We start from the raw sequence: 21,115 nt of genomic DNA on the forward strand, positions 1-21,115 counted from the left end.
ACGCAACAATTTCCGCCTTTAAAGAAGGTGAAAAGTTGCCACTTTTTACAAATCATAAAAAAGGAACGTACCGCAGTACGCTCCTTTCCATGTCACGCTATCAGGAAAACACACGCATGCGTTCCTCCAACGACTGGAACGACTTTTCGCCCGGCTCTCCCACAGGCGCGCCAAACGGCATCTGGGCGAGCAGCAGCCAGCTTTCCGGCAGGCTCCATTCCCGCCTGACCGCTTCGTCAATCAAGGGGTTGTAATGCTGAATGGTTGCGCCCAGCCCGGCGTCTTCCAGCAGGTTCCATACATTATATTGCAGGATGCCATTGGACTGCTGCGCCCAAACCGGAAAATTCTCTTTGTAAAGCGCAAATTTTTCGCCATATTGATTTGTAACGGCGGTATCGTCAAAGAACAGAACCGTGCCGTGTCCGTTGGCAAAGGACTGAATTTTCTTCTCCGTCTGCGCAAACTGGTTTGCGGGCACTTTACTGCGCAGCGTCTCCAAAACGATGGACCAGAGGCGGTCGTGATGCTCTCCGAACAGCACAACCGCGCGGCTTCCCTGCATATTGAAAGACGACGGCGTGTGCAGCACTGCCTGCTGCACCAGTTCTACAATTTGTTCATCTGATATGGGGGCACTTTTCTCGATGCTGTAAATGCTCCTGCGGTTTTTTATAGTTTCCAGATACGATTTCATCGGTTTCCTCCTTCATACATGTGAATGCCTTCTTCGTATTTTTCAATTTGTTCCAATTATTGTTTCCTGATTAACAGAAAAAAGACGGCTGCCAGCGTTCTTTTTCTGATTTTTCCTCCTGTCGAGATGCCGCTTTCCATGCAAAGACCGCTGCGCCCAGAATGCCTGCGCCATCTCCCAGAAATGCGGTAACAATTTCGCAAGCATGCTGTGAGAGTTCCAACGCATGCTTCTTAACAATTTCTCTTGTTCTTGCCAGGAGGCGCTCCCCCGCTGCTGCCATGCCGCCTCCAACAATAATGATCTCCGGGTTATACAGGTTGATCACATTTACCAAACCATACCCCAGCAGCTCGCCGGTTTCATACAACGCATTTCTTGCCACCGGATCTCCCAAGTCAAACGCTTCCGAAACCATTTTCGCCGTAATCTGCTTTAGGTCGCGCTGCGTCCAATCTGACAGGACGCTGGGCTGTCCGCCTTCTATTTTTTCCCTGACGGTCCGCAGCAACCCGAGCGCGGAAACGTAGCGCCCTAAGCAGCCGGAACTCCCACATTTGCACGGCCTGCCGGTTCGGTACATATTCATATGGCCAATTTCTCCCGCGCTGCCGGTGGCGCCGTACAACACATGACCGTCCATCACCACGCCGGCTCCCAAACCGGTTCCCAATGTCAATAAAACCACATTTTGCTTGTTTTTACCTGCACCAAAATACCATTCTCCATAGAGATTCATCCGCACGTCGTTATCAATAAACACCGGTATTGATAAATGCTCCTCAAACCATCGCGCCACCGGTACGTTTTCCCAACCGGTCAAATTGGGAGAAAAAACAGATATGCCCGCTTTGCGGTCCAGCAGGCCCGGAACACCGATCCCCATGCAGCCAATCTCTTCCTGTTCGACGCCTGCGTCCTCCATCAGTTGCCGGGCAGTGCGCAGCATACACTGCAAAACCGCTTCCGGCCCCTCCTTTTCCCGCGTATGCGCACGGTTTTCTGCTACTCTCACAAAGTTCTTTGTAAAGAGTCCCGCTTTGATATTTGTGCCACCCAAGTCCATTCCGATGATATATCTTTCCATTCATATGGCCTGCTTTCCGTTTCTAACACAAAGGACGTATTGCAGGCACTTATACCCTCAACAATACGTCCTTTTCTTTACCTTACACGATTTTTTCCGCCGACATGTCCCAAAGCAAAAGTGATGAAGAAAATCGCCGCTGCGATCAGCACCACGGTGCCGCCCGCCGCCGTCCCCATGTAGTAGGAAGCGATCAGGCCGCTGACGCCGGAAAACATCGAGATCCCGATGGCCCAAAAATGATACGACCGCATGCTCTTTGCCAGATTGCGCGCGGAGGCCGCGGGCAGCACCAGCAGCGAATTGATGATCAGTATGCCCACCCATTTAATGGAGATGGTCACGATCACCGCGATAATCACCACAAACAGCTTTTCCACCAGGCGGACCCGGATATTCTTGCTGGCCGCCAGGTCCGTATTGACGCTGGTAAGCAGAAAACGGTTAAAAAACAGCACCCAGACCAGCACCACCGCTGCCAGCACCACCGCCAGCATCAGAATTTCCGGCGGCTGCACGGTGAGAATATCTCCAATTAAATAGCTGGAGTATTTGGCAAAGCCCCCTGACGCGGAGAGCAGCACAACGCCCAGCGCCAAGCCCGTGCTGGAAAACACGCCGATGATCGTATCCGCGGAGGAATTTCCGGAGCTCATCACCGCCGAGATACACAGCGCAAACAACAGCGAGAATCCCAGCATGGAGAGCAGGTAATTGTCCACGCCCATCAGCACGCCGATGGCGATGCCTGTCAACGCAGAATGACCCAGCGCGTCGGAGAAAAAGCTCATCTTGTTGTTGACAACCATGGTCCCCACCAGGCCAAACAGCGGTGTAATCAGCAGGATCGCAAGGAATGCGTTCTTCATGTACGCAAATTCCGTCCATTCAAACGGCAAAAGACTGTCGATCAACCCATAAAGGAATTCCATCACCGCACCTCCCTTGCCAGCTTCAGGCCAAAGGCCTCCTGTACTTCCGGCGACCGCATCACCTTGTCGACCGGCCCGCTCACCACAATGGTGCGGTCCAGCAGAGCCGCGCGCGTCGCGTACCGCTGCACATGGGACAGGTCGTGCGAGACGAGGATGACCGGCATATGAAACTCGCTGCGCAGGGAGGTAACCAGATCATAAAACACCTCGATGCCCTTGCGGTCCACCGCGGAAACCGGCTCGTCCAGCAGCAGCAGGTCGGGCAACGGTTCCAGCGCAAAGGCAAGCAGCACACGCTGCATCTCGCCGCCGGAAAGGCTCCCCAGGCGCTTATTCAGCAGATGATAGCCGCCCACCTTCTCCAGCATGGCGTTGGCCCGCTCCCGCTTTTCCTTCTGGTGTCCCAGCCAAACGGGAAACTCCGAGAGGTTTGCACAGAGCATATCCGCCACCGTCATGGGGGTTGAGCGGTCAAAGACCATATTCTGCGGCACATAACCGATGCGCGGTTTTTGTACGCGTTCCCCCTTCGGGTTGGTAAACACGATGCTTCCGGAATATGGGATGCGCCCCAGGAGGGCTTTCAACAGGGTCGTTTTACCCGCTCCGTTGCGCCCGATGAGCGCCATAATTTCTCCGTGATGCACGTCCAGTGAAACGTCGTGGATAATCACCCCGTCGCGTTTGTGCACGGTCAGATTGCGAATTTGGGTGCTGCATTTACATTGTTCCATGTTTCAATCTCCAAGCAAAGGGTAGTTTTTGTATAATGCTGTTTATTTAACACGAATTGTATTGAAAAACCGGTTATTATCAGGCAAGCGCCTCTTTCAGGACCTCCATATTCTGTTCCATCGCGCGCAGATAGGCGTCCTTGTCGTCGTCGCCCGTAACGGCTGGATCCAAAATATAAACGTTTGCGCCGCTCTCCTCCGCCACAATTTTTGCGGCGGAGGCCGGGTACTGCGGCTCTGCAAAAACCGCTTTGACGCCCGTCCCGCGAATCAGGCGGATGGTATCCGCCAGCTCCTTCGCGCTGGGCTGGCTATCCGGCTCCCGATTGACCACCTTGACAATGTGCAGGTCAAACTCCTCCGCAAAATACGGGAACGCCTCATGGAAGGTGATGATATCCCTGTTCGGCAAATCGTCCAGCGCCGCATGCATCCGGCCCCGCAGGTCGCTCAGCTTCGCAATGTATTGTTGCGCGTTCTCCTGGTATGCAAGCGCATTTTCCGGGTCGGCCTGTGCCAAACCGTCCGCGATATTCTGGACCTGCCGGATACTGTTTGTAATGGAAACCCAAATATGCGGGTTGACCTCCTCGTCCTCATGGTCCTCATGCGTTTCATCGGTCCCATGGCTGTGCGCTTCCCCCGCTTCTATCAGCGGAAGCCCGTCGCTGGAGACCAGAACCCGCAAATCCGGAAGCTGCGCGGTCACCTTCTCCATAAAGCTTTCCATACCGCCCCCATTGATGACAAACACATCCGCCTGTTCAATGTTCTTCATATCTTTGGATTGCAGTTGGTAGTCATGCAGACAGCCCGCCTGCTGCCCGGCCATATTGTCCACCTGTACGCCTTCTATCCCATCTGTAATATTAATCGCCATAATATACAAAGGGTAAAACGACGTCACCACATGAAAGCGCGGTTGTTCGTCTGTCTCTCGTTTGGCACAGCCCGCCAACATGGTAAGCAGCAGGCAGAAAACCAGCACAACCGCACCTGTTTTTTTCAGATTAAAAACGCCGGTTCGACCGGCGTGAAATACGTTCTTCACAGAAACCTCCCAAATGCAAATGATTTGCATTTACTATCATACTCCCGCTGTGAAACGCTGTCAAGCCCCACATACCTTCTATTATGCGGCAAAAGCCAAATGGATTATCCAAAAAAACGTAAAAAGGACACTGTTGTGGAACAATGTCCTTTTTACAGATTCAAGTATTATCGCAGGTAAATGCTCCAATTCAGTTCCCTGTCTATCTCGTTTAACGTTTCCACATGCCCGGAAATTAAGGCTATCCCCCCGATTTCAATAGATCGGATCGGCACAGCCGGATTTTTCTCCAGCAAAATCTCATTTGAAGTTCTATTCCAGCTGTATGCAAACTGCGTCGTTCCACGATAACGATTCCCTTCTTCATCCACAAACACAACCGACCGGGGCAGTAAGCGCCAAATCACCGCATCGCCCGAAGCAGGTTGGTCCAAGCTCATAAAAATCCGTCTTCCATCCCGGCTGACGGAAGCCGTCAGCGTTCCCTGCTCCAACTCCATGGTGTGCTGTGTGGCAGATTGCTCCTCCGCCTGATCCGTCAATTTCAACGATAAAACCTGTCCCGTTTTTCTGGAATCGTCTCGCAAAAACAAATCATACTGCCCGTTCCCTCCCTGAAAAGTCATACTGCACATCGCCATCGCGCCATATCCCTCGTAGCGTTCCGGTAGTGCAAGACCCCGTTCTGCATATTCCTCCGTCCAGTTTTCCATGCTCATAAACGGAGTCGAACTGTGTTCCTCTTCCTGGATCCAGTCTTTCCCCAAATAGGATGGAAGGTATTTTCCATCTTCCGCCAGCTTCGCCCAAAAGGTACAGTCCGTACCTACTCTGTCAGCGGTCCCCAACGCCTCCACCACCAGATGGACGTATCCATCCTTTTGAAATGCACCCTCCACACGATAGGTAACGTCATTGCGAGTCCATTCCACAGGCTCCTTTTGAACCAGAATACTTCCGCCCCCCGTCACCGTCCCCACGCCGGAAATATAGCGAAAAAGTTTTTCCACACCTGTGGCTATTGTTCCGATATTAGCCAGGCAGAACACCAAAACCATACAGGCAGCGATCGCGCACAGGCGCCGCCAGATAAGCACTTTCTTTCGCACAGGCGGCACCAGCGCTTCTTCCGTCAGTTCCAGCAAATCATCCCTTGACAAAACCTTGTCCCATTCGTATCGCTTCATCCCTTTTCCTCCTTCTCTTGCATCCCCAGTCCCTGTTCCTCCAACAGGGGCCGAAGCTTTTTCCGCAGCCGGGATACACGCGCGTCCACTGCACCGGGCGTGAGGTGCAGTTCTCGCCCGATCTCCGCCGAGGACCACTCATAAAGGAAGCGCAGGGTAAACAACCGCCGTTCTGCAGGCTCCAACCGTACCAGCGCCCGCCGCAGCCCTTCCCGCACTGCGGCGGGGTCGGGTTCGTCCCCGGCGGGCCAAAGAACCGCATAGTCTTTCAATGGCTCTGTCCCAACAAAGCCAAACCCCCCCCGGGGGGCCCCGGCCCCGCCGCCGTTTCTTTTATACATCTCAATATGGATAAAAGACACCGTGCTGTCTTTAATCACCATCTAGATGGTTAAAAGAGAGGGGGGGTGCATTCCCCCCCCGCCCCCCGCGGGGCCCCCCTAAAAAGGGAGGCGGGGGTAAAACACCCGCCGTTCTGCAGGCTCCAACCGTACCAGCGCCCGCCGCAGCCCTTCCCGCACTGCGGCGGGTTCGGTTTCGTCCGCGGCGGTCAAAGTACCTGCATAGTCTTCAATTGGCTCTGTCCGAACAATGCAAAGCCGCCTGCGGCGATCCATGGCCCGGCTGCGCACCATAACGCAGAGGTATGTTTTTTCGCTGCCACGGGCTGGATCCAGACGTTCCCGGTGATTCACATAATCCCAGACGGCGTCCTGAACACATTCCTCGCAGTCCTCCGGATCGTTCCACAAAACGGCCCTTGCCACTGTTGCAAGCAACCGGCGGTACTGTCGAAAAATACGTTCTGCTTCCTGTTCCCGGTTCTGCTGCAGCATAAAATACATATCCATGTACGCTCCCCCCTTCACCTTATAGTACGGCGAAAAAGGACCGTTTCTGACGTTGCGGCACATCAATTGTTTGAAGAAAAAGATTTTAAAATTCAAAAGGGCTTCTTGCCATCCAGCCAGCCCTGTTCTTTCCAGTAGCACCAGTCCACACTGTCTTTTCTCTGAATCCGTTTCATCGCGGCAAATAAAATGCGCGTGCGAAGGGATGCACCGGGCTTTTTTTGCAGGGTACGGTAGAACTTCCCGGCAGTCTTTTGCAATTGCCGTTCCAGTTTCTGTTTTCTTTCAGCGGGGATTTCATCCCATCCCATGGCATAGATGGATATTCCCGTACAAAAAATCCTGCTGATCCCCCAGTAGCGGAGAATCCGAGCGACAGACCGGTTCGTATCCTTGGTCCCGCCGCCCGCGGCAGTCGAGATGATCCACGCCGGTTTTTGAAAAAATGCCGGATAGGGGCGATGCACCATAAAGAAGTAGCCGGTATGGTCAAAAAACGCCTTCATCTGCGCTGTCATATCCAGCACATAGACCGGCGTGGCAAAGATCACGCCGTCCGCCCGCAGCAGCGCCTCAATGATTGGCTGAACCGTTTCCGCATGCGGGCATTTCTTTTCTCTGCCCAGAATACAGGAAAAACAGCCGCGGCAGAACTCCACCTGCTCTTCCTGCAAGTAAAATTCCGTAAATTGTACTTCCCCAAGGCACAGCAGACTCTTCTTCACTTCCTGCACAGCGGCGTATGTATTTTTCTTGCGCGGGCTTCCATGTACAATGCAGATTTCCATACGAACCCTTCCTTTATATAGACTGATCCCTTCCGGTCTGTTTCTTTTATATGCACACCGGTGGGCAAGCTATGCACGCGCAAGAATTTCGCGTATCGCATCCAGCTTCGCTTCACAATCCCGCACGCCCATTTCATAGATCAGGTCAAGGCGGTCCGGGTCCTTCTCATACCGCCCGGTGATAATGGGACTGCTGGGGCGGATTATGACGGCAGCGCCCGCCTGCTCCAAACGGCGGCAAATTGCCAGCTCATTGTTGTAAACCTCCGCGCGGTTCATCATTGCATAGACAAAATTGGGATAATCGCCATATTTGACATTCAACACCGCACGCGGAAATTCCGGACGCGGCTTTTTTCGGTAAGAACTGTCCCGCGTCAGGACAATGACATGCCGGTTATTGCCGTCGAAGATCGAGCGTTCAATTGGAATCGGCATGGAACAGCCGCCATCCAACAGTTCTTTACCTCTATAGCATACGACATCCGACACGAACGGCAGCGCGCTGGAAGCGCGCACCGGCGTGAGCATCCCGTCAAATTCCTCCTTGCCGAAAAAGACCGGCTGTCCGGTGCGCAGGTCCGTCGCACCGGCCTTCAGCTGGATGGGCGAGTCAAAAAAAGCTTTGTAGTCAAATGGAAGCAGATCGTGAAACAGCTCCCCGAAAATAAAATCAAAGCCGAACAGATTTCCGGTCCGGCGCAGGCTGGCAACGCTCATATAGCGGTCGTCCCGAATATACTGATAAAAAATATCGCGGTTGCGGTTCTCCTGCCCGGAGACATAGCTGAGCGCGTTGCACGCGCCCGCGGAAATTCCATAAACCGTTGGAAACTCCAACCGGTTCCGGCTCAGGACGTCCAGCACGCCGCTGGTATACGCACCGCGTGTGCCGCCGCCCTCCAACACGAGCCCAATTGACATTGATACACAACCCCTTTCCATTTAAGGCGCATCGTGCGCGAAATTTATGATTTTGAATGCATCCAGTATAGAGCAAATAAAGAATTTTTACAAGCGTTCCAAATTCCGATACAATTTTTATGTAAAAAATTTTAAAAAACCTCTTGATTTTTGCCGATTCATAGGATATACTAATGAAGCACTTGAGGAAAGTCTCATCCTTTCGCCCTTATTTTTGATACCGTCTGTCAGGGGACGGATATCGTGCAGAAATGGACGTTTAGCTCAGTTGGCTAGAGCATTCGCTTGACGTGCGAAGGGTCACAGGTTCGAGTCCTGTAATGTCCACCAGAATAGATCCCGGAAATCCAGCAGCAATGTGGATTTCCGGGATTTTTCTTTTTCTTCCTGCTCCCTTTGCTTGTTATCTTGCGCAAGCACAATTCCTTCTGTTTCCAGCTCCCGCACCAGCGTAATGGTGGTATCTTCCCATTCCCTCTCCGGAGTCCTTGCGCCACAGGTGCTGCCGTTCAGCTCGATATAATCGATATCGCAGCCGAAACCCGGCAAAATTATCAGCTTTGCATGTACGGGAATATTCATACAACCGGCCGTATCGCGCGTGTTGCATTTCATGGACCAGCCTCCCGTTGTCTGGAAGGGAAGCTCGTACGCCGTGTTCTTTGCGTCATTCAGGATCAGATGAAATACATCGCCCTGGTTGTATAACGAATAAGGATCCCTGTTTTGGGTTGATCTGTCAGATTCTCCAAAACAACGCCGCGTTCCATGTTATCCAGACTATCATAATATTTCTAGCCGCTGGCGTCCCCATTTCCAGCCGGCTGATGGCTTTCTACCCCACGCCGGGTAGGGGCTTACAATGTAGCCGGATTCCGCCTCAATTTGAGTTAAAAGCTTCTTATTTTATTTCCTTTAAAGAATATTTAAAGTCCCTTTAAACTATACTGCTCACATTTTTTGTCTTCAATAGGCACGTAAATACCGTAATATGAACAACGCGCGCCAGGTCACTGAAGTGAAACCTGACACGCGTTTTCTGTTTTATTAGCTGGTATCGCCGTTGAACCGAACGCGGAGCGTTGTTTCTTTGCGTTGTTTTGGATCGGTACATTGTCAGCCGCAGCTGCGCAATCGAACCGGATTGGATAACTCCTGGTGCGCAGCATATGCGCTGGCCCCCAACAGGGAAGGGCTTTCGTGCAGCTGGTTGACTTCAATAGATACGTTTCGGATCACCAGCGGATTGACATAGTTTTCAACCCAGCGGCGCACAACGTCCAACAGAATGCCCGGATGGATTTCCGCCAGTCCGTTCCCGATGATCACCCGGCCCGGGTTGAGCTGGTTGACCAATCCGACAATGCCAGTGGCAAGAAAGCCGCATACCTGTCTGTGACGCGCCTACGGCAACCATTCGCCATAGGTGCGTCTTTCCTTATTATATAGGCGCTTTATAGAGTGACAAAAATGGGCTTTTTGCTTGGAATACGCTATATCGATCCGCGCCAGTCAATAACCGGCTTCAGCCAATTGTCACCGTACAACGTTTCTGCACGTTCCGGCCCGCCAGAGTCGTGTAAACACCGGTGCTCTGGCCCGGTGTGCCGATGGCCCACACTCTGTAATAATAGTCGTTGCCGACCTTTGCAAAAAAGACGTTCAAAAGTACGCTTACTGGAATCAACAAAAAAGCCTGGACACAAGGGTGTGTCCAGGCTTTTTCTATTACTTTTTTATTATGCCAATTCCCTGCTGTGCGCACAGAGATTCCGGGCGGACGCCGCCAGAAACAGGTCCGGGTTGGCCAGCGCCTGCTGCGCGGCATAAGCGGCTGCTCCCAAAAGGGACGGGCTTTCTTCCAGACGGTTCACTTCAACCGCAATATTCCGGGAAATCAACGGGTTGACGCTGTTTTCGATTGTCCGCTTTACCGTATCCAGCAGAATCCCCGGATGAATCTCCGCCAGCTGATCTCCAATGACGATCTTGCCCGGATTGAGCTGGTTGATGAGGCTGACGATTCCCATTGCCAAAAAGCCGCATACCCGCCGGTACGCTTCACATGCGACACGGTCGCCGATGCGCACCGCCTGGGTAATTGCAGGGATCGTGATAAAGCCTTCGCGCAGGCAGGAAGAAGCGCCGTTCCGGAGCTGTTCCGCAATCTGTTCCCGCAGCGCCGATACAGAGCAGTACTGTTCCAGGCAGCCGCGGTTGCCGCAGGCACAGAGTGGGCCGTCAAAGGAAATGCTGCTGTGCCCAAATTCCCCGGCAATGCTCTGCTGTCCCAGCAAAAGCTTTCCATCCACGAGCATACCGCAGCCAATCCCCTGACCGGCCAGGATGTACACCATGTTCTGTGCTTCCGCATCGCCGCTGTTATGCCAAAACTGCGCGAAGGCGCCCGCGTTGGCATCGTTGATCACATGAAGCGGCATGGGAAGCCCCTCAGACAGGGTCCTTTGTACGGCGCAGCCCTTCCAGCCGTCCAGCCCCGTCACAAACAGCAGGCGATCCTCCTCCTCGTGGTAGGGGCCGGGAACGGCGGCACAGACGGATAAGACTTCGTCGTCCGGGTGTTCCCGCATCAAATTTTGTATGGCCGAACGAACAGCCCGCAGGGAAGACGGGAGGTTTCCTTCCATGCCGGTCCGATGCTCCCATATGCCATACGGTTTGCCGGACAATCCTGCCAGGCTGATATCGAACATGCCCCGCGCCAGCCGCACACCGATCACTTTAAAGCGCTCGTCGTTCAGCCGCACGCCAATGGCGCGCCGATTCCGTTCACCGGAGATCAGGCCCGTCTCCACCACCAGCCCGCAGTGGATCAATTCCCCTATGATGTTGGTAATGGTCGCCTGCCGCAGCCCGGAGAGCTTTGCCAGAGTCGCGCGGGAACAGATTCCTTCCTGCCGGATCAGATTGAGGATCAGGACGCGGTTGATGATCTGAATTTTTTCCTGGTTCACACTGGTTTGATACATGCTTGCGGTCACCTCCTCGTAACAATTTTTCAGATACAAACCATTTGGTCATTGGAACGCGCCCACAGCGGCTGTCCGCTGTGGGCGCATCCATAAAAGAAGGATATAGGGTGTTTTGGATAAGGATTCAATCAGGAGTTCAGATGTAAGGTTTACGCAATTGTTACCGTGCAGTGCTTAACCGCAGCGGCGCCAGCCAACGTCGTGTATACGCCTGTGCTCTGGCCCGGTGTGCCGACCGCATAAACTCTGTAGTAATAATCATTGCCGATCTTTGCAACAAACTGCGTCTTGAGCACGTTGCCGTTGCCGACGGTAAAGTTCGGCGTCAAGCTGTTGCTGCCCGTTACGGTCATCTTGAAGCAGTAAGCGCTGCCTCTCTTCAGAGTGAAGTTCACAGTCGTATCGGAGACAACTTTTGCTGCCGTCTGTGCCGTAGTTGCCGCACCGACAACCGCTGTGCCAGCTCCGCCGTAAACATTGCTGCTGGAGCTGCTGGAAGAGTTGCCGCTGGTTTTGTTGGATGTGTTCTTGGTCTTCAGATCGTCCTTTGCATCCTGCAGGTCGTCGGTCATCGCATCGACCTTCGCCTGGTCGTCCTCGCTCAGAGCAGTGTCCGCCGCCATGGTCTTCGCCTTATTCAGGACGTCATTCAGGTTGGAAACGGAAGCTGCGGTGTAATTGCTCAAATTCAGCTTCTCAATCGCAGCGATCAAGGCGTTCAACGCAGACTTGTCTGCTACCTTGCGCAGGGCTTCCATCGCCTCGTTCAGCGCGTCAGCCGCAGCCTCTACTTCATCCTGAGAAGCCTGGTCGTCGTACAGAACTTCTTTTGCCTGTGCCAGTGCATCTTCAAACTCTGCCTGTCCGGCTTCCACATAGTTCTTCAGGTCAAGGCTGTCCGCCTTATTGATGACCGTGCGGAGCATATCCTTGGCGGAGCCGCGCACCAGTCCGAGAAGTGCCTCTTCGAGTGCATCTGTCGCCGCAGTGATTTCGTCCGCGGTAGCGTCTTTATCGTCATAGACCTTCTGCGCTGCTTCGTACGCGTCCTCAAACGCTGTGACGCCCGCGATAAAGTCTCTGGTGTCGATCGCTTCCGCGACGGAGAGCAGGTATTCCAGATAGGCTCTGCTGCCCGTCTTGAAGGAGAGGTAATGCATCGCGTCGATCAGGTCGCTCCACGCCTGGTCGATTTCTGCCTGGGTTGCGGTGATATTTTTGTACACGGTATTTGCCGCCTCAAGCGCTGTCTGGAATTTTTCCAAAACGCTGGGGATTACGTCTACAATCTCATCCTCACAGGCATTCGCTGCTTTGATAACCGTGCGCAGGATCTGCTTGTCAACCGTGGTGATGGCAAAGGTGTATTCTTCCGCTTCGCCCGCTTTAACGGTATAAGTGAAGGAATCGGTTTCTTTGAAGTTCACAGCCTCGCCGTTAACTGTCACGCCTGCGATCTCTCTGCCCTCAACAGCAGGTTTGAAGGTCAGGGAAACGCTTTCGCCCTCTGCGAAGCTGCCCTTGTAGTTGCCTACCAGGTTGGCAATCTTCTGCTCGTCGCCGTTGACAAAGAGCTTCACATTGGTGCTGAACAGGACGGACAGGTTCTTGTTATCCTTTTCCTCGTCCGGCGCCTTTACGTTGACAGAGGTTTGCAGCGGGAGGTTGTCGGAGCTGGTGCCCGCCATAATGGCGCGCTCGCCCTCTGCAACCGTCCATTTGTCCTTGGTGCCGTCTTTGCGGGTTACAAGCTCGCCGGCTGCATTCCAATAGGACAGGGAACGCTGGGAAATTTCAATGCTGACCTCACGGGACTCGCCCGGCTTCATGTCTTCCAGGCGGGCAAAGCCTGCCAGCTGCCGCTCCGCCATCTGGACACCGTCCGGAACCTTTGCCGCGCCCAGGTAAACCTGTGCGACCTCGTCACCCGTGACGCTGCCGGTATTGGTGATGGTGAAGGTGACGTCATAGCCGTTTTTGTTGTTCTCCGCAACCTTCATATCGGAGTATGCAAAGGTGGTATAGGACAGGCCGTGTCCAAAGTCGAACTGCGGCTCAATGCCCTCGCTGTCATACCAGCGGTAGCCGGTCATGATGCCTTCGGTGTAATAAACGGAATTCTTCGGCTGGTCTACGCCGTTGCCGGTGACTTCGTCGCTCTTCTTGAGACGCTCTTCAAAGTGCTCCTGGCTGTCGGTGACCGGGGTCTCGTTGTCGTGCTTCATAAAGGTCTGAGAGAGCTTGCCGCTGGGGTTGACTTCGCCCAGCAGGATCTTCGCGGTTGCGAGGCCGCCCTCCTGGCCCGGATACCACATTTCAAGGACGGCGTCCACGTCGTCGACCCATTTGTCCATCGTCACAGCGCCGCCGTTGTTCAGGACAACTGTCACCTTGTTGCCATTGGCCTTTGCCGCTGCGATGACGTCCAGCAGCAGGGCTTCCTGATCCTCCGGGAGCGCCAGGCTGCAATCTTCAATGGTTTTGCCTTCCGCGCCCGTGCCACTCCATGCGAAGAACACGACGTCGTCGCTTTCGCTGGCGATGCGGATCGATTCGTCATAATTGGCCTGTTTCTGGCTCGGGGTAATCCAGCCCAGGCTGACCTGCAGGTCTTTCTGATCCAGGGAAGCAACGCCGGTCACGCTGACCTTGTAGAGCTTGCCTGCTTCCAATGTAACGGTGGAATTGCTGATGTTCATGCCGGTGGGGCTGCAAATGACATTGTTCCACGGCCACTGTGTGCCTTCACGGAGTGTCAGGTTGCCAATGCTTGTCTCTTTGTCGTTCACCGTGATCTTTGCGCCGCCTGTGCCGCCGATGCCGGAGAACACGAGAGTGTACTCTCCATCTTCCGGTGCCTTCAGATAGGTTTCCCAGGTATAGGCCGCGCCCTTTTCAAAGGCTTTGCCGTCCGGGCCGTTTTTGTAGGTCTTTGTGCCTGTGGTGAAGTCCACCTGGCTGTCGATGCATGCAAACTCGCCCAGCTCGTGGCCATCCATCAGGGTTCCGTCGGAACCGCTGCTCAAGAATCCGCCGCCAGGGAAGTCACCGCCGGGGAAGTCACCGCCGCCGGAGAATCCGCCGCCACCAGGGAATCCGCCGCCACCGCCGCCGGCAACACCGTAGGTGCGCACAACGCCGTTTGTTTCGCCGTTCTCATCCTGATACAGGTTTTCTGCCGGAATCGTGGTTCCCACGATGTCGAGTCCAGCTGTGGCTTCGATATTCGCATCGTCGCCCGCGATTTCCATCATGCGCTCGTAGGGGCTGACCATCCGGCTCAGTGTGCCGAAGGAGCGCTCCTGTCCAGCGCCGCCCGCGATCGGGTTAACAGCGCCAAGGCCGATCATACCGATGGAGGAATCCTTTGCGTTCAGCGGCAGAGCCTCGTTGTCGTTCTTCAGCAGAACGGCGCCCTTTTCTGCGACTTCCAGTGCAATTTCCTGGTTCTCTGTCAGCAGGCCGTCTTCTACTTTCTCTTCATAGGTATCTACCAGCTTGATCGGATCGGTGCGGCCCGGCTCTTCCTTGACATAGCCGTTGCCGTCCAGCTCGACCAGATACAGATAGCCAACCTTGCCATAGCCGTTGAGCACGTAGCGGGCTGCCTCGTCCACAACGTCCCAGGTCATCTCACCGTTGGCAATTTTCTCTTCGGTGTTCTTCTGATTGTTGTTGCTGGCGGAAGGCATCTGAATATTGGTGCCCTTATCCAGCGTATAGCCGTGGTTGCCGCCCCAGTCCGTCATGGTGAGGCCGTCATAGTTCCACATGTCGCGCAGAATGTCAATTTGCAGCTCGCTGCTCGCGGAAGCCCACGCGCCGTTCACGCCGTTGTAGGAAGACATGATGGCTGCCGCGTTGTTGCTTTGCATTTAAAATACAAAAAAATTGCATTTAAAATGCAAAATCCCGGAGACAGTGGCCCTTGTCTCCGGGATTTTAAACTGTATAAATATAAAAATAAAAAATCTAACTTATTCTTTTAAATATGTTAATATATTGAACATGTGCGTTATAATAAAAGCATAGAAAAGACGCCAAATAAAAGGAGGACTAAACAATGATCGGAATTGCATATGAAAACGGAACCGGAAAAATAGTGGCTCTGTACGAAGGCAAGGACTGGAACGATGTTTGCGATCAGTGGGATAAAGACGATGATCACAATGATCCTGAAATTTACGCTTTGAGTGCAACCCTAAGAATCACATCAAGACTCACACTTCACCTGTAACGGGAGCAAAAGTATGATAATCTTTAATAGGCTATTCGAGTTGTTGCCCCAGAAGGGACACAGCACATACACACTGCGAAAAAATGGTATAAGCGCCAATACGATAAACCGAATGCGCAATAATGAGGCTGTGACAACTAAAACGATTGACGAGCTGTGTAATCTCCTCGACTGCAAACCAGAAGAAATCATGGAGCACATCACGATTAAGCAAGAAAAATAACGGAAATGAGGAGGGGGCGCAAAAGCGCTCCCTCCTCATTGTCAATAATTACGAATAATCAGCTCCTCAAATTGCTGGCCTGGAGCAAGATTGTTTGACCGGCTGACCTCCTCAATACGAGAATCCGTATAAAGGTTACGGATAAAATCATCGTTGTTATAAGACAGTATAAACTTGCCTTTAATGCCAATTAAAACCTCTTTTAGACGATGGTGATCCGCCTCTGTAAAGTCCGTATCATAATACCGCTCTGTCCCGTGGTAGGGTGGATCCAAATAAAACAACGCATCTGGACGATCATATACCTTGATAAGGTCTGCAAAATCCTTACGCTCAATCACCACACGGGACAAACGCTTGCTGACCTGCGTAAGATAGTCCACCGCTCTATCTAAATTGCGCGGCGTGCATCCAAACGTCCGGCATTCAGCGCCAAAGCTCTCCTTAATTAAAACAAAGTAGAGCGCCGCTCTCTGAATATCCGTTGCCGCCCAGGTCGGAGCAGCTTGACGGTAAACCTGAAACACCTCACGCGAGTTGAGAACAAGCTGCAGCTCCTCTTGGAGGGCATTGGGGTGGTATTTGACCACGCGAAAAAGGTTGACCAGTTGTCCATCGGCGTCATTGTACACCTCCATCGGTGCGTGTCGATCGCGCGCAAATAATACCCATCCGGCACCTCCAAATACCTCTATGTACCGGCCAAACGAGTCCGGGAATCGATCTATTATTTTGTTACGTAGGAGTTTTTTACCACCAACACGAGAAATAAAACTATCCATTAATTACCATATCCTCCTTTAAATAGCGATACCCCCCGCCAGATTTGGCGGGGGGTATCTTGATGTCAATATTTATCACATTTTTGCGCGTTGTGTTTTATGCGATCGCGCTCCTCTGCACGCTTTGCGTTGTTGAATCGCTCGACGGTCCCGACCAGATACCCAGTGATCCTGCGGATGCGGTCAAACGGCACGCCTGCGCCGACCTGCCCTGCCTTATTGGCTATCATCATACTGTATGCCTCCCTAAAACTCACTCAGAAGCTTTGCGGCAACCTTGCTGCCGATCAGCCGCCTCCCAGCCTCATTGGGGTGTGTCCCGTCTGTGGTGGAGAAGTAGTGCAACCTGTTAAGCTTGTTGATCCCCAACGTGTAATACAGCTCCAGCGCAGGCGTCTTGTATGCCTTGGCAACACTGGCTAAACCATCGACAAAGTCGTAAAAGTGGCGGTTGCCAAACATCTTATCATCGCTGTCGGCGCCGTCATCCCACCAGCGATATATAGGCGTGATCAATAAGACCTTGAGCTGCGGATATGCACCCCAAAGCGCCTCTAACGCATGGCGACAGGCCCCCAAATAGGTCGTTATGTCCTTGGGATTGTCCGCATTGTCCAGCGGCACCCCGCCCTGAATGTCGTTGGTGCCGTACATAATGGTCACATAGTCTACTCTGCCCCAGTCGATGGCCTTGAGCATCGCCACGCGGTCGGCGGCATAGCTGCCGGTGTGGCCAATCGCGGCCTCCTGCAGCGTGTAGTCCTTAAATGCGATCGAGTCCGCCAGCTTATGTGCGCAAAATGCATCATAATACTGGTCCGGATGCTGCGACATACGGCAGCCCTCCATGCCGATATTATGGACCGTCATGCCCGTCAGCTGGGCGATCATGGTCGGATAGTCGGTCGGCGGCGCAAACATGCCGGTAATGCTGTCGCCCATGCAAACCAGTGTCTTGCCTGCCAATCGGGAGACAGGCGGGTCCGGTAAGGTGACATTGCCGTCCTCCGATGGCTGTATGCCATTGATGGTAAATACGTTGGACACGGGCTTAGAGTACCAGACCGTACAGGCCGGGGTAGACTCAAAGTTAACCGGCGATGGCACGTCCACCAGCACAATCTCGCTTGCAAACGTGCCTTGGTGGTCATAGATCGGCGTGTGGGCCGTGCCTGCATCCGCATAGTTAATGTACAAGTCGTTAAACCTAAATTGATACCCGGCGACAAGCTCTGCCGTGACGTTGCCGGGGTAATACTCCAGCATTACGTCCGCCGAGCTGGCTGTAAACTCATAGCCATGCAGACCGGCAGAAGAAATACGTGTCGGGGCCATGATCTGATCGCCTTTGCTGCCGTTGGTCGATTCGGTCATTAAGAATTGGCCGTACATCATGGTAGCCGTGGTTGATCCGGGTTTTAGGCCGGTTGTGTCGATGTAGATTTTGTACCGTTTGCCGATTTCAAGCCCCTTGAAAATCGTCTGCACAAACACACTGAACCATTGGGATGCCGTGCTGCTCAGAGTAAACTCATAATAGCCTTTAGACTTGTCCTCCGTGATGCCGCCAGAGTAGGTGCGGGACTGTGTATCCATATCCTTAATTGTGTCGGAGTACGCGTGATAGGCGCAGCTCGCCGCCTCTGACTTAAGTTTTAGCTCGCCATACTGGGAGATATTAAACTGACATGGCGTGGTACCAAACTCTCGCCATGTATCGCTGGCCTTGACATCCTCTAGTATCTGCGCGCACTGCACCACGGCTGCGGCTGCGGCCTGCTCCGACTCTCCGGCCCGGCCCGCTGCGGCCTCTGCGTCGTCTCGCGCCGTCAAGATGTGACCTTCATAAACCTCAAATTCCGATGGTAAAATTGAGATTTCAAGAGCCGAGTTTACGCTTGATTTTGCATACAATGTAAGACACTCGGATTTTTTCGCGCGTCCGTCTGGTGCCACCGCCCGGAGCTGCGCATTGATGCAACCCCCTTGTGGTATGTATGACTGCAGCACAGGGATTGACAGCAGCAAATTGCCGTCTTGTTCTCGCGCATCAACCGCCCAAATGTCAAGGCGACCATTGGTTTTTACATCCGCAAAAAACGACCATCCGGCGTACTCTGCGCCGGTCATCTGTATCTGTAGGGTGCAGACCTTATTTTCCCCGGCATATCCGAGGACCAGATCGCCCGGCTGCGCGGTAAATGTCCAATTGCTGTTTAAGGTGATCATACAACCCCTCCATTCACAGAGGCCCCGCCGTGTGGCGGGGCCTCTGTGCTGTTATCAGGCCTGTTGGCCATCCTTGATCCGGATAATCGCCTCGTACGCTCCATTGGACGCCAGGCTGACCAGCGCCGCATTGAGCGGGACGAGAGCCCATACGGTCCACGGCTGCATCCAGCCACCCGTGGCCGCCGTCGTGATCACCAGCAGCACAGCGGCAATAATGTAGGACAGCCACTGCGTCGGCAGCTTGGCGGTAACGCCCTTGAGCAGCTGCGTCAAGAGGCCGGTGCAGGCTGCGACGCCCGCAAAAGTAGCAAGAATCTCCCAAGTTAAAAAGCTATTTAAACTCATTTTGAACCCTCCATTAAACTATCTTAAACTCGAACCTTAGTGAACCCGCAGAATCATCTTGATCCGGCAGGTGCGTGTAAATCCCCGTGCTACTTCTGGCCTTATTAATTGCAACGATATTGGCGCGCCAGTTGCCGTTGTAGGGATAGGGCGGGCAGACCGTCACAACATCCTTGGTGCCAGGATAGATCACGGGCTTATCTACACAGTACATCTCTACTGTGTAGCAGTCGCCATGTCGACGCACGACGCCCATTGTGGTGTCAATCCCGATGGCCATCAGGCCCCGCACGCGCTGTTTCAGCGCTGCAAACTCATCGGGATTGTCCACGTAATACTTGGGGCAGTGCTTGCCTGTCACATCATAATGGCGGATGATGTCGCGCAGCGGATCAAGCTTGTAGCGCTTGCAGAGATCAGCACAGAGGACGGCCAGAGACCGTTCCGCCGCCGCCGTAAACTTGCCGTCCGCTGCCGGATGGCAACACTCAATGCTGATGCTGTACGGGTTGGCCTGGTTGGTCGCGTAGCTGATCTCCGTCTCTGGGATACACTGGATAACCGCGCCATAGAGGCCGATTATGTAATGAGACGACGCGTAGATGAGCTGACCGGCGTCATTACGTTTGCCCGATTTAAGACCCTCGAAATAATTACGATTTCCTCGTGCCGTGCTGCCCGGATTACCTACATAATGTACGGCAATCTTGGTTACCTTGCCAAGCTTGATGCCCGGGCGGCTGTAGGGGTTAACCGTGAGGAAAGACTGCTCAATATCCATCTTAGACTACCTCCGTAAAATACTGTCCTACGAGCTCGTGCGGCAGGTATTGCAGGTTGATCTTGCCGCCCTTTGCCTCGCCGGTACGCTGGCACAGGTATAGCTTGCCGTCCTCCGGATCGGAGTAATACAGGCCGTAGATGTACTCCATGCCCCGTGCGGCGGGGATAGGATCGTCTTGCGTACCAGCGTGGGAGACATCGATGATCTCCCATATAGCCTGTGCAACATCTGGCGTCCAATCGGCCTGCGTGGTGTGTCCCTGACCGTCCCTTACCTTATATAGCTTGCCGGTCGGCGGAAAGTACCGGCGGTCACCGGGGACGACAACCTCGCCCGGTCTCCAGTGCGGATACAGGGACGGGGCCTGTGCTGCCACCTCGTCCGGCGCGTACGACGCCAAGCGCTCGATATTGGCGCGGGCAGCTGCGGCGAGCTGCGGCGTGATCTCTGCCGGAGCCGCACCGAGGATCGTCGCTACTGCGGCAGCCTGTGTCTCTGCGTCAGCCATGAGCTGCGCCTCTCTCGCGCTGATCTCCTTGACCATCTCCACGGCAACCTGCCCGCCCTCATATGTCGAGCGGACAAAGAGGGTATAGCCCTCCAAGGGCTTGCCCGCGTCGGTTATGGCCATGTACCGCGTCTTGTCGGAGTTTGCAAAGATCGCACGTAGCTCTTGATCTGTGTAGTCCAGTGCGGCAAACATAATGCGCACACCGGAGCGGTATACACCCATATAGGACTGGCTGGCGCTGGATACGCCGGTGCAGGACAGCTGCGTGCCGTCTGCCATTATCAATGTCATTGTATCGCCTCCTGTTGTGTTGATATCTTGAGCGGGCAACGGCGGGAAGGTCACAGAATGCGGAAAACCTGCCTGCTGCGGAACATCCCGCAACGCCTGCTTATACTCCTGCCACACGGCCTGCGCTGGCTCATCCATTGCCGCCCAATTGGATGGATTGCAGTAGATCAGATCGCAATCATTGAGCAGCTTGTCCCGGTACGCCCTGACCTTGTCTGCCTCCTGTGCGCGCTCGTAAGCTTTGGCGCGCTGGAGCCATGTGTCATAGTCATCGGCTATTTGCGCCGCTGTGTTGGCGATGACGCGCACCGGCAGAGTATACTGATCGTAGGTCCAGACGGTGACCGCCGCGCCAGTGGAACCGTTGATCTCGCTGCTCTCGGTTACATCGACGCAAAAGATTGCCGTGTTGCCGCTGATCTCGACGCTGGAGGGCGGCGGAGTTAAACTTGTAATTCTCATG

General features: G+C 53.8%; 21 protein-coding genes, 1 tRNA gene and 2 pseudogenes. 3 read left to right on the forward strand and 21 right to left on the reverse strand.

Going from position 1 to position 21,115, the window contains the following annotated elements; all coding sequences use genetic code 11:
* Window positions 1-100: 100 nt before the first annotated feature.
* From BN2106_RS12735 to BN2106_RS12780, 10 genes are all read right to left on the reverse strand, one after another.
* A complete protein-coding gene (locus BN2106_RS12735; RefSeq protein ID WP_050698953.1) occupies window positions 101-697 on the reverse strand; it encodes a nitroreductase family protein in 597 nt (198 codons plus the stop codon).
* A gap of 70 nt (window positions 698-767) precedes the next feature.
* Window positions 768-1,784, reverse strand: coding sequence for an ROK family protein (locus tag BN2106_RS12740; RefSeq protein WP_050698954.1), 1,017 nt, complete (start codon window positions 1,782-1,784; stop codon window positions 768-770).
* 77 nt (window positions 1,785-1,861) lie between these two features.
* Window positions 1,862-2,716, reverse strand: coding sequence for a metal ABC transporter permease (locus BN2106_RS12745; protein WP_082236497.1), 855 nt, complete (start codon window positions 2,714-2,716; stop codon window positions 1,862-1,864).
* A complete protein-coding gene (locus tag BN2106_RS12750) occupies window positions 2,716-3,453 on the reverse strand; it encodes a metal ABC transporter ATP-binding protein (RefSeq protein ID WP_050698956.1) in 738 nt (245 codons plus the stop codon). The genes BN2106_RS12745 and BN2106_RS12750 overlap by 1 nt, the downstream gene beginning before the upstream one ends.
* A 79-nt stretch (window positions 3,454-3,532) precedes the next feature.
* Entirely contained in the window at window positions 3,533-4,504 is a 972-nt protein-coding gene (locus BN2106_RS12755; RefSeq protein ID WP_242846327.1) for a metal ABC transporter substrate-binding protein, read from the reverse strand.
* Window positions 4,505-4,671: 167 nt separating this feature from the next.
* Window positions 4,672-5,691: a hypothetical protein gene (locus BN2106_RS12760; protein ID WP_050698957.1), complete on the reverse strand. Its 1,020-nt coding sequence runs from the start codon at window positions 5,689-5,691 to the stop codon at window positions 4,672-4,674.
* The gene (locus BN2106_RS12765; protein ID WP_242846328.1) at window positions 5,688-5,963 is read right to left on the reverse strand and encodes a sigma-70 family RNA polymerase sigma factor; all 276 of its coding nucleotides are present in this window, start codon (window positions 5,961-5,963) and stop codon (window positions 5,688-5,690) included. Before BN2106_RS12765 ends, BN2106_RS12760 begins: the two co-directional genes overlap by 4 nt.
* Window positions 5,964-6,131: 168 nt before the next feature.
* The gene (locus BN2106_RS12770) at window positions 6,132-6,542 is read right to left on the reverse strand and encodes an RNA polymerase sigma factor (RefSeq protein ID WP_195891845.1); all 411 of its coding nucleotides are present in this window, start codon (window positions 6,540-6,542) and stop codon (window positions 6,132-6,134) included.
* Window positions 6,543-6,634: 92 nt separating this feature from the next.
* Entirely contained in the window at window positions 6,635-7,330 is a 696-nt protein-coding gene (locus tag BN2106_RS12775; protein ID WP_050698960.1) for a flavodoxin family protein, read from the reverse strand.
* A 69-nt stretch (window positions 7,331-7,399) separates the two neighbouring features.
* The gene (locus BN2106_RS12780; protein WP_050698961.1) at window positions 7,400-8,254 is read right to left on the reverse strand and encodes a patatin-like phospholipase family protein; all 855 of its coding nucleotides are present in this window, start codon (window positions 8,252-8,254) and stop codon (window positions 7,400-7,402) included.
* A 253-nt stretch (window positions 8,255-8,507) separates the two neighbouring features.
* Between BN2106_RS12780 and BN2106_RS12785 the strand changes: the two genes are divergently transcribed.
* Window positions 8,508-8,584: transfer RNA gene (locus BN2106_RS12785), tRNA-Val, on the forward strand.
* On the opposite strand, the gene BN2106_RS15645 is transcribed toward BN2106_RS12785, so the two are convergent.
* The 5 genes and pseudogenes from BN2106_RS15645 to BN2106_RS12800 form a co-directional block, all read right to left on the reverse strand.
* On the reverse strand, window positions 8,555-8,869 hold the full coding sequence (locus BN2106_RS15645) for a hypothetical protein (RefSeq protein ID WP_074017522.1): 315 nt from the start codon (window positions 8,867-8,869) through the stop codon (window positions 8,555-8,557). The genes BN2106_RS12785 and BN2106_RS15645 overlap by 30 nt on opposite strands.
* A gap of 501 nt (window positions 8,870-9,370) precedes the next feature.
* Window positions 9,371-9,622, reverse strand: a pseudogene (locus BN2106_RS12790) (hypothetical protein); the annotation flags it as partial.
* Between the two features lie 157 nt (window positions 9,623-9,779).
* Complete coding sequence (locus BN2106_RS16245; RefSeq protein ID WP_207641725.1) at window positions 9,780-9,920, reverse strand: hypothetical protein; 141 nt, start codon at window positions 9,918-9,920, stop codon at window positions 9,780-9,782.
* 73 nt (window positions 9,921-9,993) lie between these two features.
* A complete protein-coding gene (locus BN2106_RS12795) occupies window positions 9,994-11,244 on the reverse strand; it encodes an ROK family transcriptional regulator (RefSeq protein WP_050698963.1) in 1,251 nt (416 codons plus the stop codon).
* Between the two features lie 152 nt (window positions 11,245-11,396).
* The gene (locus BN2106_RS12800) at window positions 11,397-15,122 is read right to left on the reverse strand and encodes a glycoside hydrolase family 3 C-terminal domain-containing protein (RefSeq protein WP_050698964.1); all 3,726 of its coding nucleotides are present in this window, start codon (window positions 15,120-15,122) and stop codon (window positions 11,397-11,399) included.
* 188 nt (window positions 15,123-15,310) lie between these two features.
* On the opposite strand from BN2106_RS12800, the gene BN2106_RS16250 reads away from it, so the two are divergent.
* Window positions 15,311-15,484 (forward strand): hypothetical protein, encoded by a 174-nt coding sequence (locus BN2106_RS16250; protein WP_154666526.1) that lies wholly within the window; start codon window positions 15,311-15,313, stop codon window positions 15,482-15,484.
* 13 nt (window positions 15,485-15,497) lie between these two features.
* On the forward strand, window positions 15,498-15,707 hold the full coding sequence (locus BN2106_RS16965; protein WP_050698965.1) for a helix-turn-helix domain-containing protein: 210 nt from the start codon (window positions 15,498-15,500) through the stop codon (window positions 15,705-15,707).
* A 41-nt stretch (window positions 15,708-15,748) separates the two neighbouring features.
* Here BN2106_RS16965 and BN2106_RS12810 read toward each other — a convergent pair whose 3' ends face one another.
* The 6 genes and pseudogenes from BN2106_RS12810 to BN2106_RS12830 form a co-directional block, all read right to left on the reverse strand.
* On the reverse strand, window positions 15,749-16,489 hold the full coding sequence (locus tag BN2106_RS12810; protein ID WP_050698966.1) for a DNA adenine methylase: 741 nt from the start codon (window positions 16,487-16,489) through the stop codon (window positions 15,749-15,751).
* A gap of 65 nt (window positions 16,490-16,554) precedes the next feature.
* Window positions 16,555-16,683: pseudogene (gene nrdD / locus BN2106_RS15650) on the reverse strand (anaerobic ribonucleoside-triphosphate reductase); the annotation flags it as partial.
* A gap of 52 nt (window positions 16,684-16,735) precedes the next feature.
* On the reverse strand, window positions 16,736-18,718 hold the full coding sequence (locus BN2106_RS12815) for an SGNH/GDSL hydrolase family protein (RefSeq protein ID WP_050698967.1): 1,983 nt from the start codon (window positions 18,716-18,718) through the stop codon (window positions 16,736-16,738).
* Window positions 18,719-18,772: 54 nt separating this feature from the next.
* On the reverse strand, window positions 18,773-19,066 hold the full coding sequence (locus BN2106_RS12820; protein ID WP_050698968.1) for a hypothetical protein: 294 nt from the start codon (window positions 19,064-19,066) through the stop codon (window positions 18,773-18,775).
* Window positions 19,067-19,079: 13 nt separating this feature from the next.
* Window positions 19,080-19,847 carry a peptidoglycan recognition protein family protein gene (locus tag BN2106_RS12825; RefSeq protein ID WP_050698969.1) on the reverse strand — a complete coding sequence of 256 codons (768 nt, stop codon included), beginning with the start codon at window positions 19,845-19,847 and terminating at the stop codon, window positions 19,080-19,082.
* A 1-nt stretch (window position 19,848) separates the two neighbouring features.
* A complete protein-coding gene (locus BN2106_RS12830) occupies window positions 19,849-21,114 on the reverse strand; it encodes a phage tail assembly chaperone (protein ID WP_050698970.1) in 1,266 nt (421 codons plus the stop codon).
* Between the last annotated feature and the right edge of the window lies 1 nt (window position 21,115).

The sequence above is a fragment of the Anaeromassilibacillus senegalensis genome (genome assembly GCF_001261775.1).
Classification (GTDB): Bacteria; Bacillota; Clostridia; order Oscillospirales; family Acutalibacteraceae; genus Anaeromassilibacillus; species Anaeromassilibacillus senegalensis.

Bases quoted from the DNA above. Each gene is read 5' to 3' on its own strand.
- BN2106_RS12735 (WP_050698953.1), bottom strand. From the start codon at position 697: ATGAAATCGTATCTGGAAACTATAAAAAACCGCAGGAGCATTTACAGC.
- BN2106_RS12740 (WP_050698954.1), bottom strand. From the start codon at position 1,784: ATGGAAAGATATATCATCGGAATGGACTTGGGTGGCACAAATATCAAA.
- BN2106_RS12745 (WP_082236497.1), bottom strand. From the start codon at position 2,716: ATGGAATTCCTTTATGGGTTGATCGACAGTCTTTTGCCGTTTGAATGG.
- BN2106_RS12750 (WP_050698956.1), bottom strand. From the start codon at position 3,453: ATGGAACAATGTAAATGCAGCACCCAAATTCGCAATCTGACCGTGCAC.
- BN2106_RS12760 (WP_050698957.1), bottom strand. From the start codon at position 5,691: ATGAAGCGATACGAATGGGACAAGGTTTTGTCAAGGGATGATTTGCTG.
- BN2106_RS12770 (WP_195891845.1), bottom strand. From the start codon at position 6,542: ATGGATATGTATTTTATGCTGCAGCAGAACCGGGAACAGGAAGCAGAA.
- BN2106_RS12775 (WP_050698960.1), bottom strand. From the start codon at position 7,330: ATGGAAATCTGCATTGTACATGGAAGCCCGCGCAAGAAAAATACATAC.
- BN2106_RS12780 (WP_050698961.1), bottom strand. From the start codon at position 8,254: ATGTCAATTGGGCTCGTGTTGGAGGGCGGCGGCACACGCGGTGCGTAT.
- BN2106_RS15645 (WP_074017522.1), bottom strand. From the start codon at position 8,869: ATGAAATGCAACACGCGCGATACGGCCGGTTGTATGAATATTCCCGTA.
- BN2106_RS12795 (WP_050698963.1), bottom strand. From the start codon at position 11,244: ATGTATCAAACCAGTGTGAACCAGGAAAAAATTCAGATCATCAACCGC.
- BN2106_RS12800 (WP_050698964.1), bottom strand. From the start codon at position 15,122: ATGCAAAGCAACAACGCGGCAGCCATCATGTCTTCCTACAACGGCGTG.
- BN2106_RS16250 (WP_154666526.1), top strand. From the start codon at position 15,311: ATGATCGGAATTGCATATGAAAACGGAACCGGAAAAATAGTGGCTCTG.
- BN2106_RS16965 (WP_050698965.1), top strand. From the start codon at position 15,498: ATGATAATCTTTAATAGGCTATTCGAGTTGTTGCCCCAGAAGGGACAC.
- BN2106_RS12810 (WP_050698966.1), bottom strand. From the start codon at position 16,489: ATGGATAGTTTTATTTCTCGTGTTGGTGGTAAAAAACTCCTACGTAAC.
- BN2106_RS12815 (WP_050698967.1), bottom strand. From the start codon at position 18,718: ATGATCACCTTAAACAGCAATTGGACATTTACCGCGCAGCCGGGCGAT.
- BN2106_RS12820 (WP_050698968.1), bottom strand. From the start codon at position 19,066: ATGAGTTTAAATAGCTTTTTAACTTGGGAGATTCTTGCTACTTTTGCG.
- BN2106_RS12825 (WP_050698969.1), bottom strand. From the start codon at position 19,847: ATGGATATTGAGCAGTCTTTCCTCACGGTTAACCCCTACAGCCGCCCG.
- BN2106_RS12830 (WP_050698970.1), bottom strand. From the start codon at position 21,114: ATGAGAATTACAAGTTTAACTCCGCCGCCCTCCAGCGTCGAGATCAGC.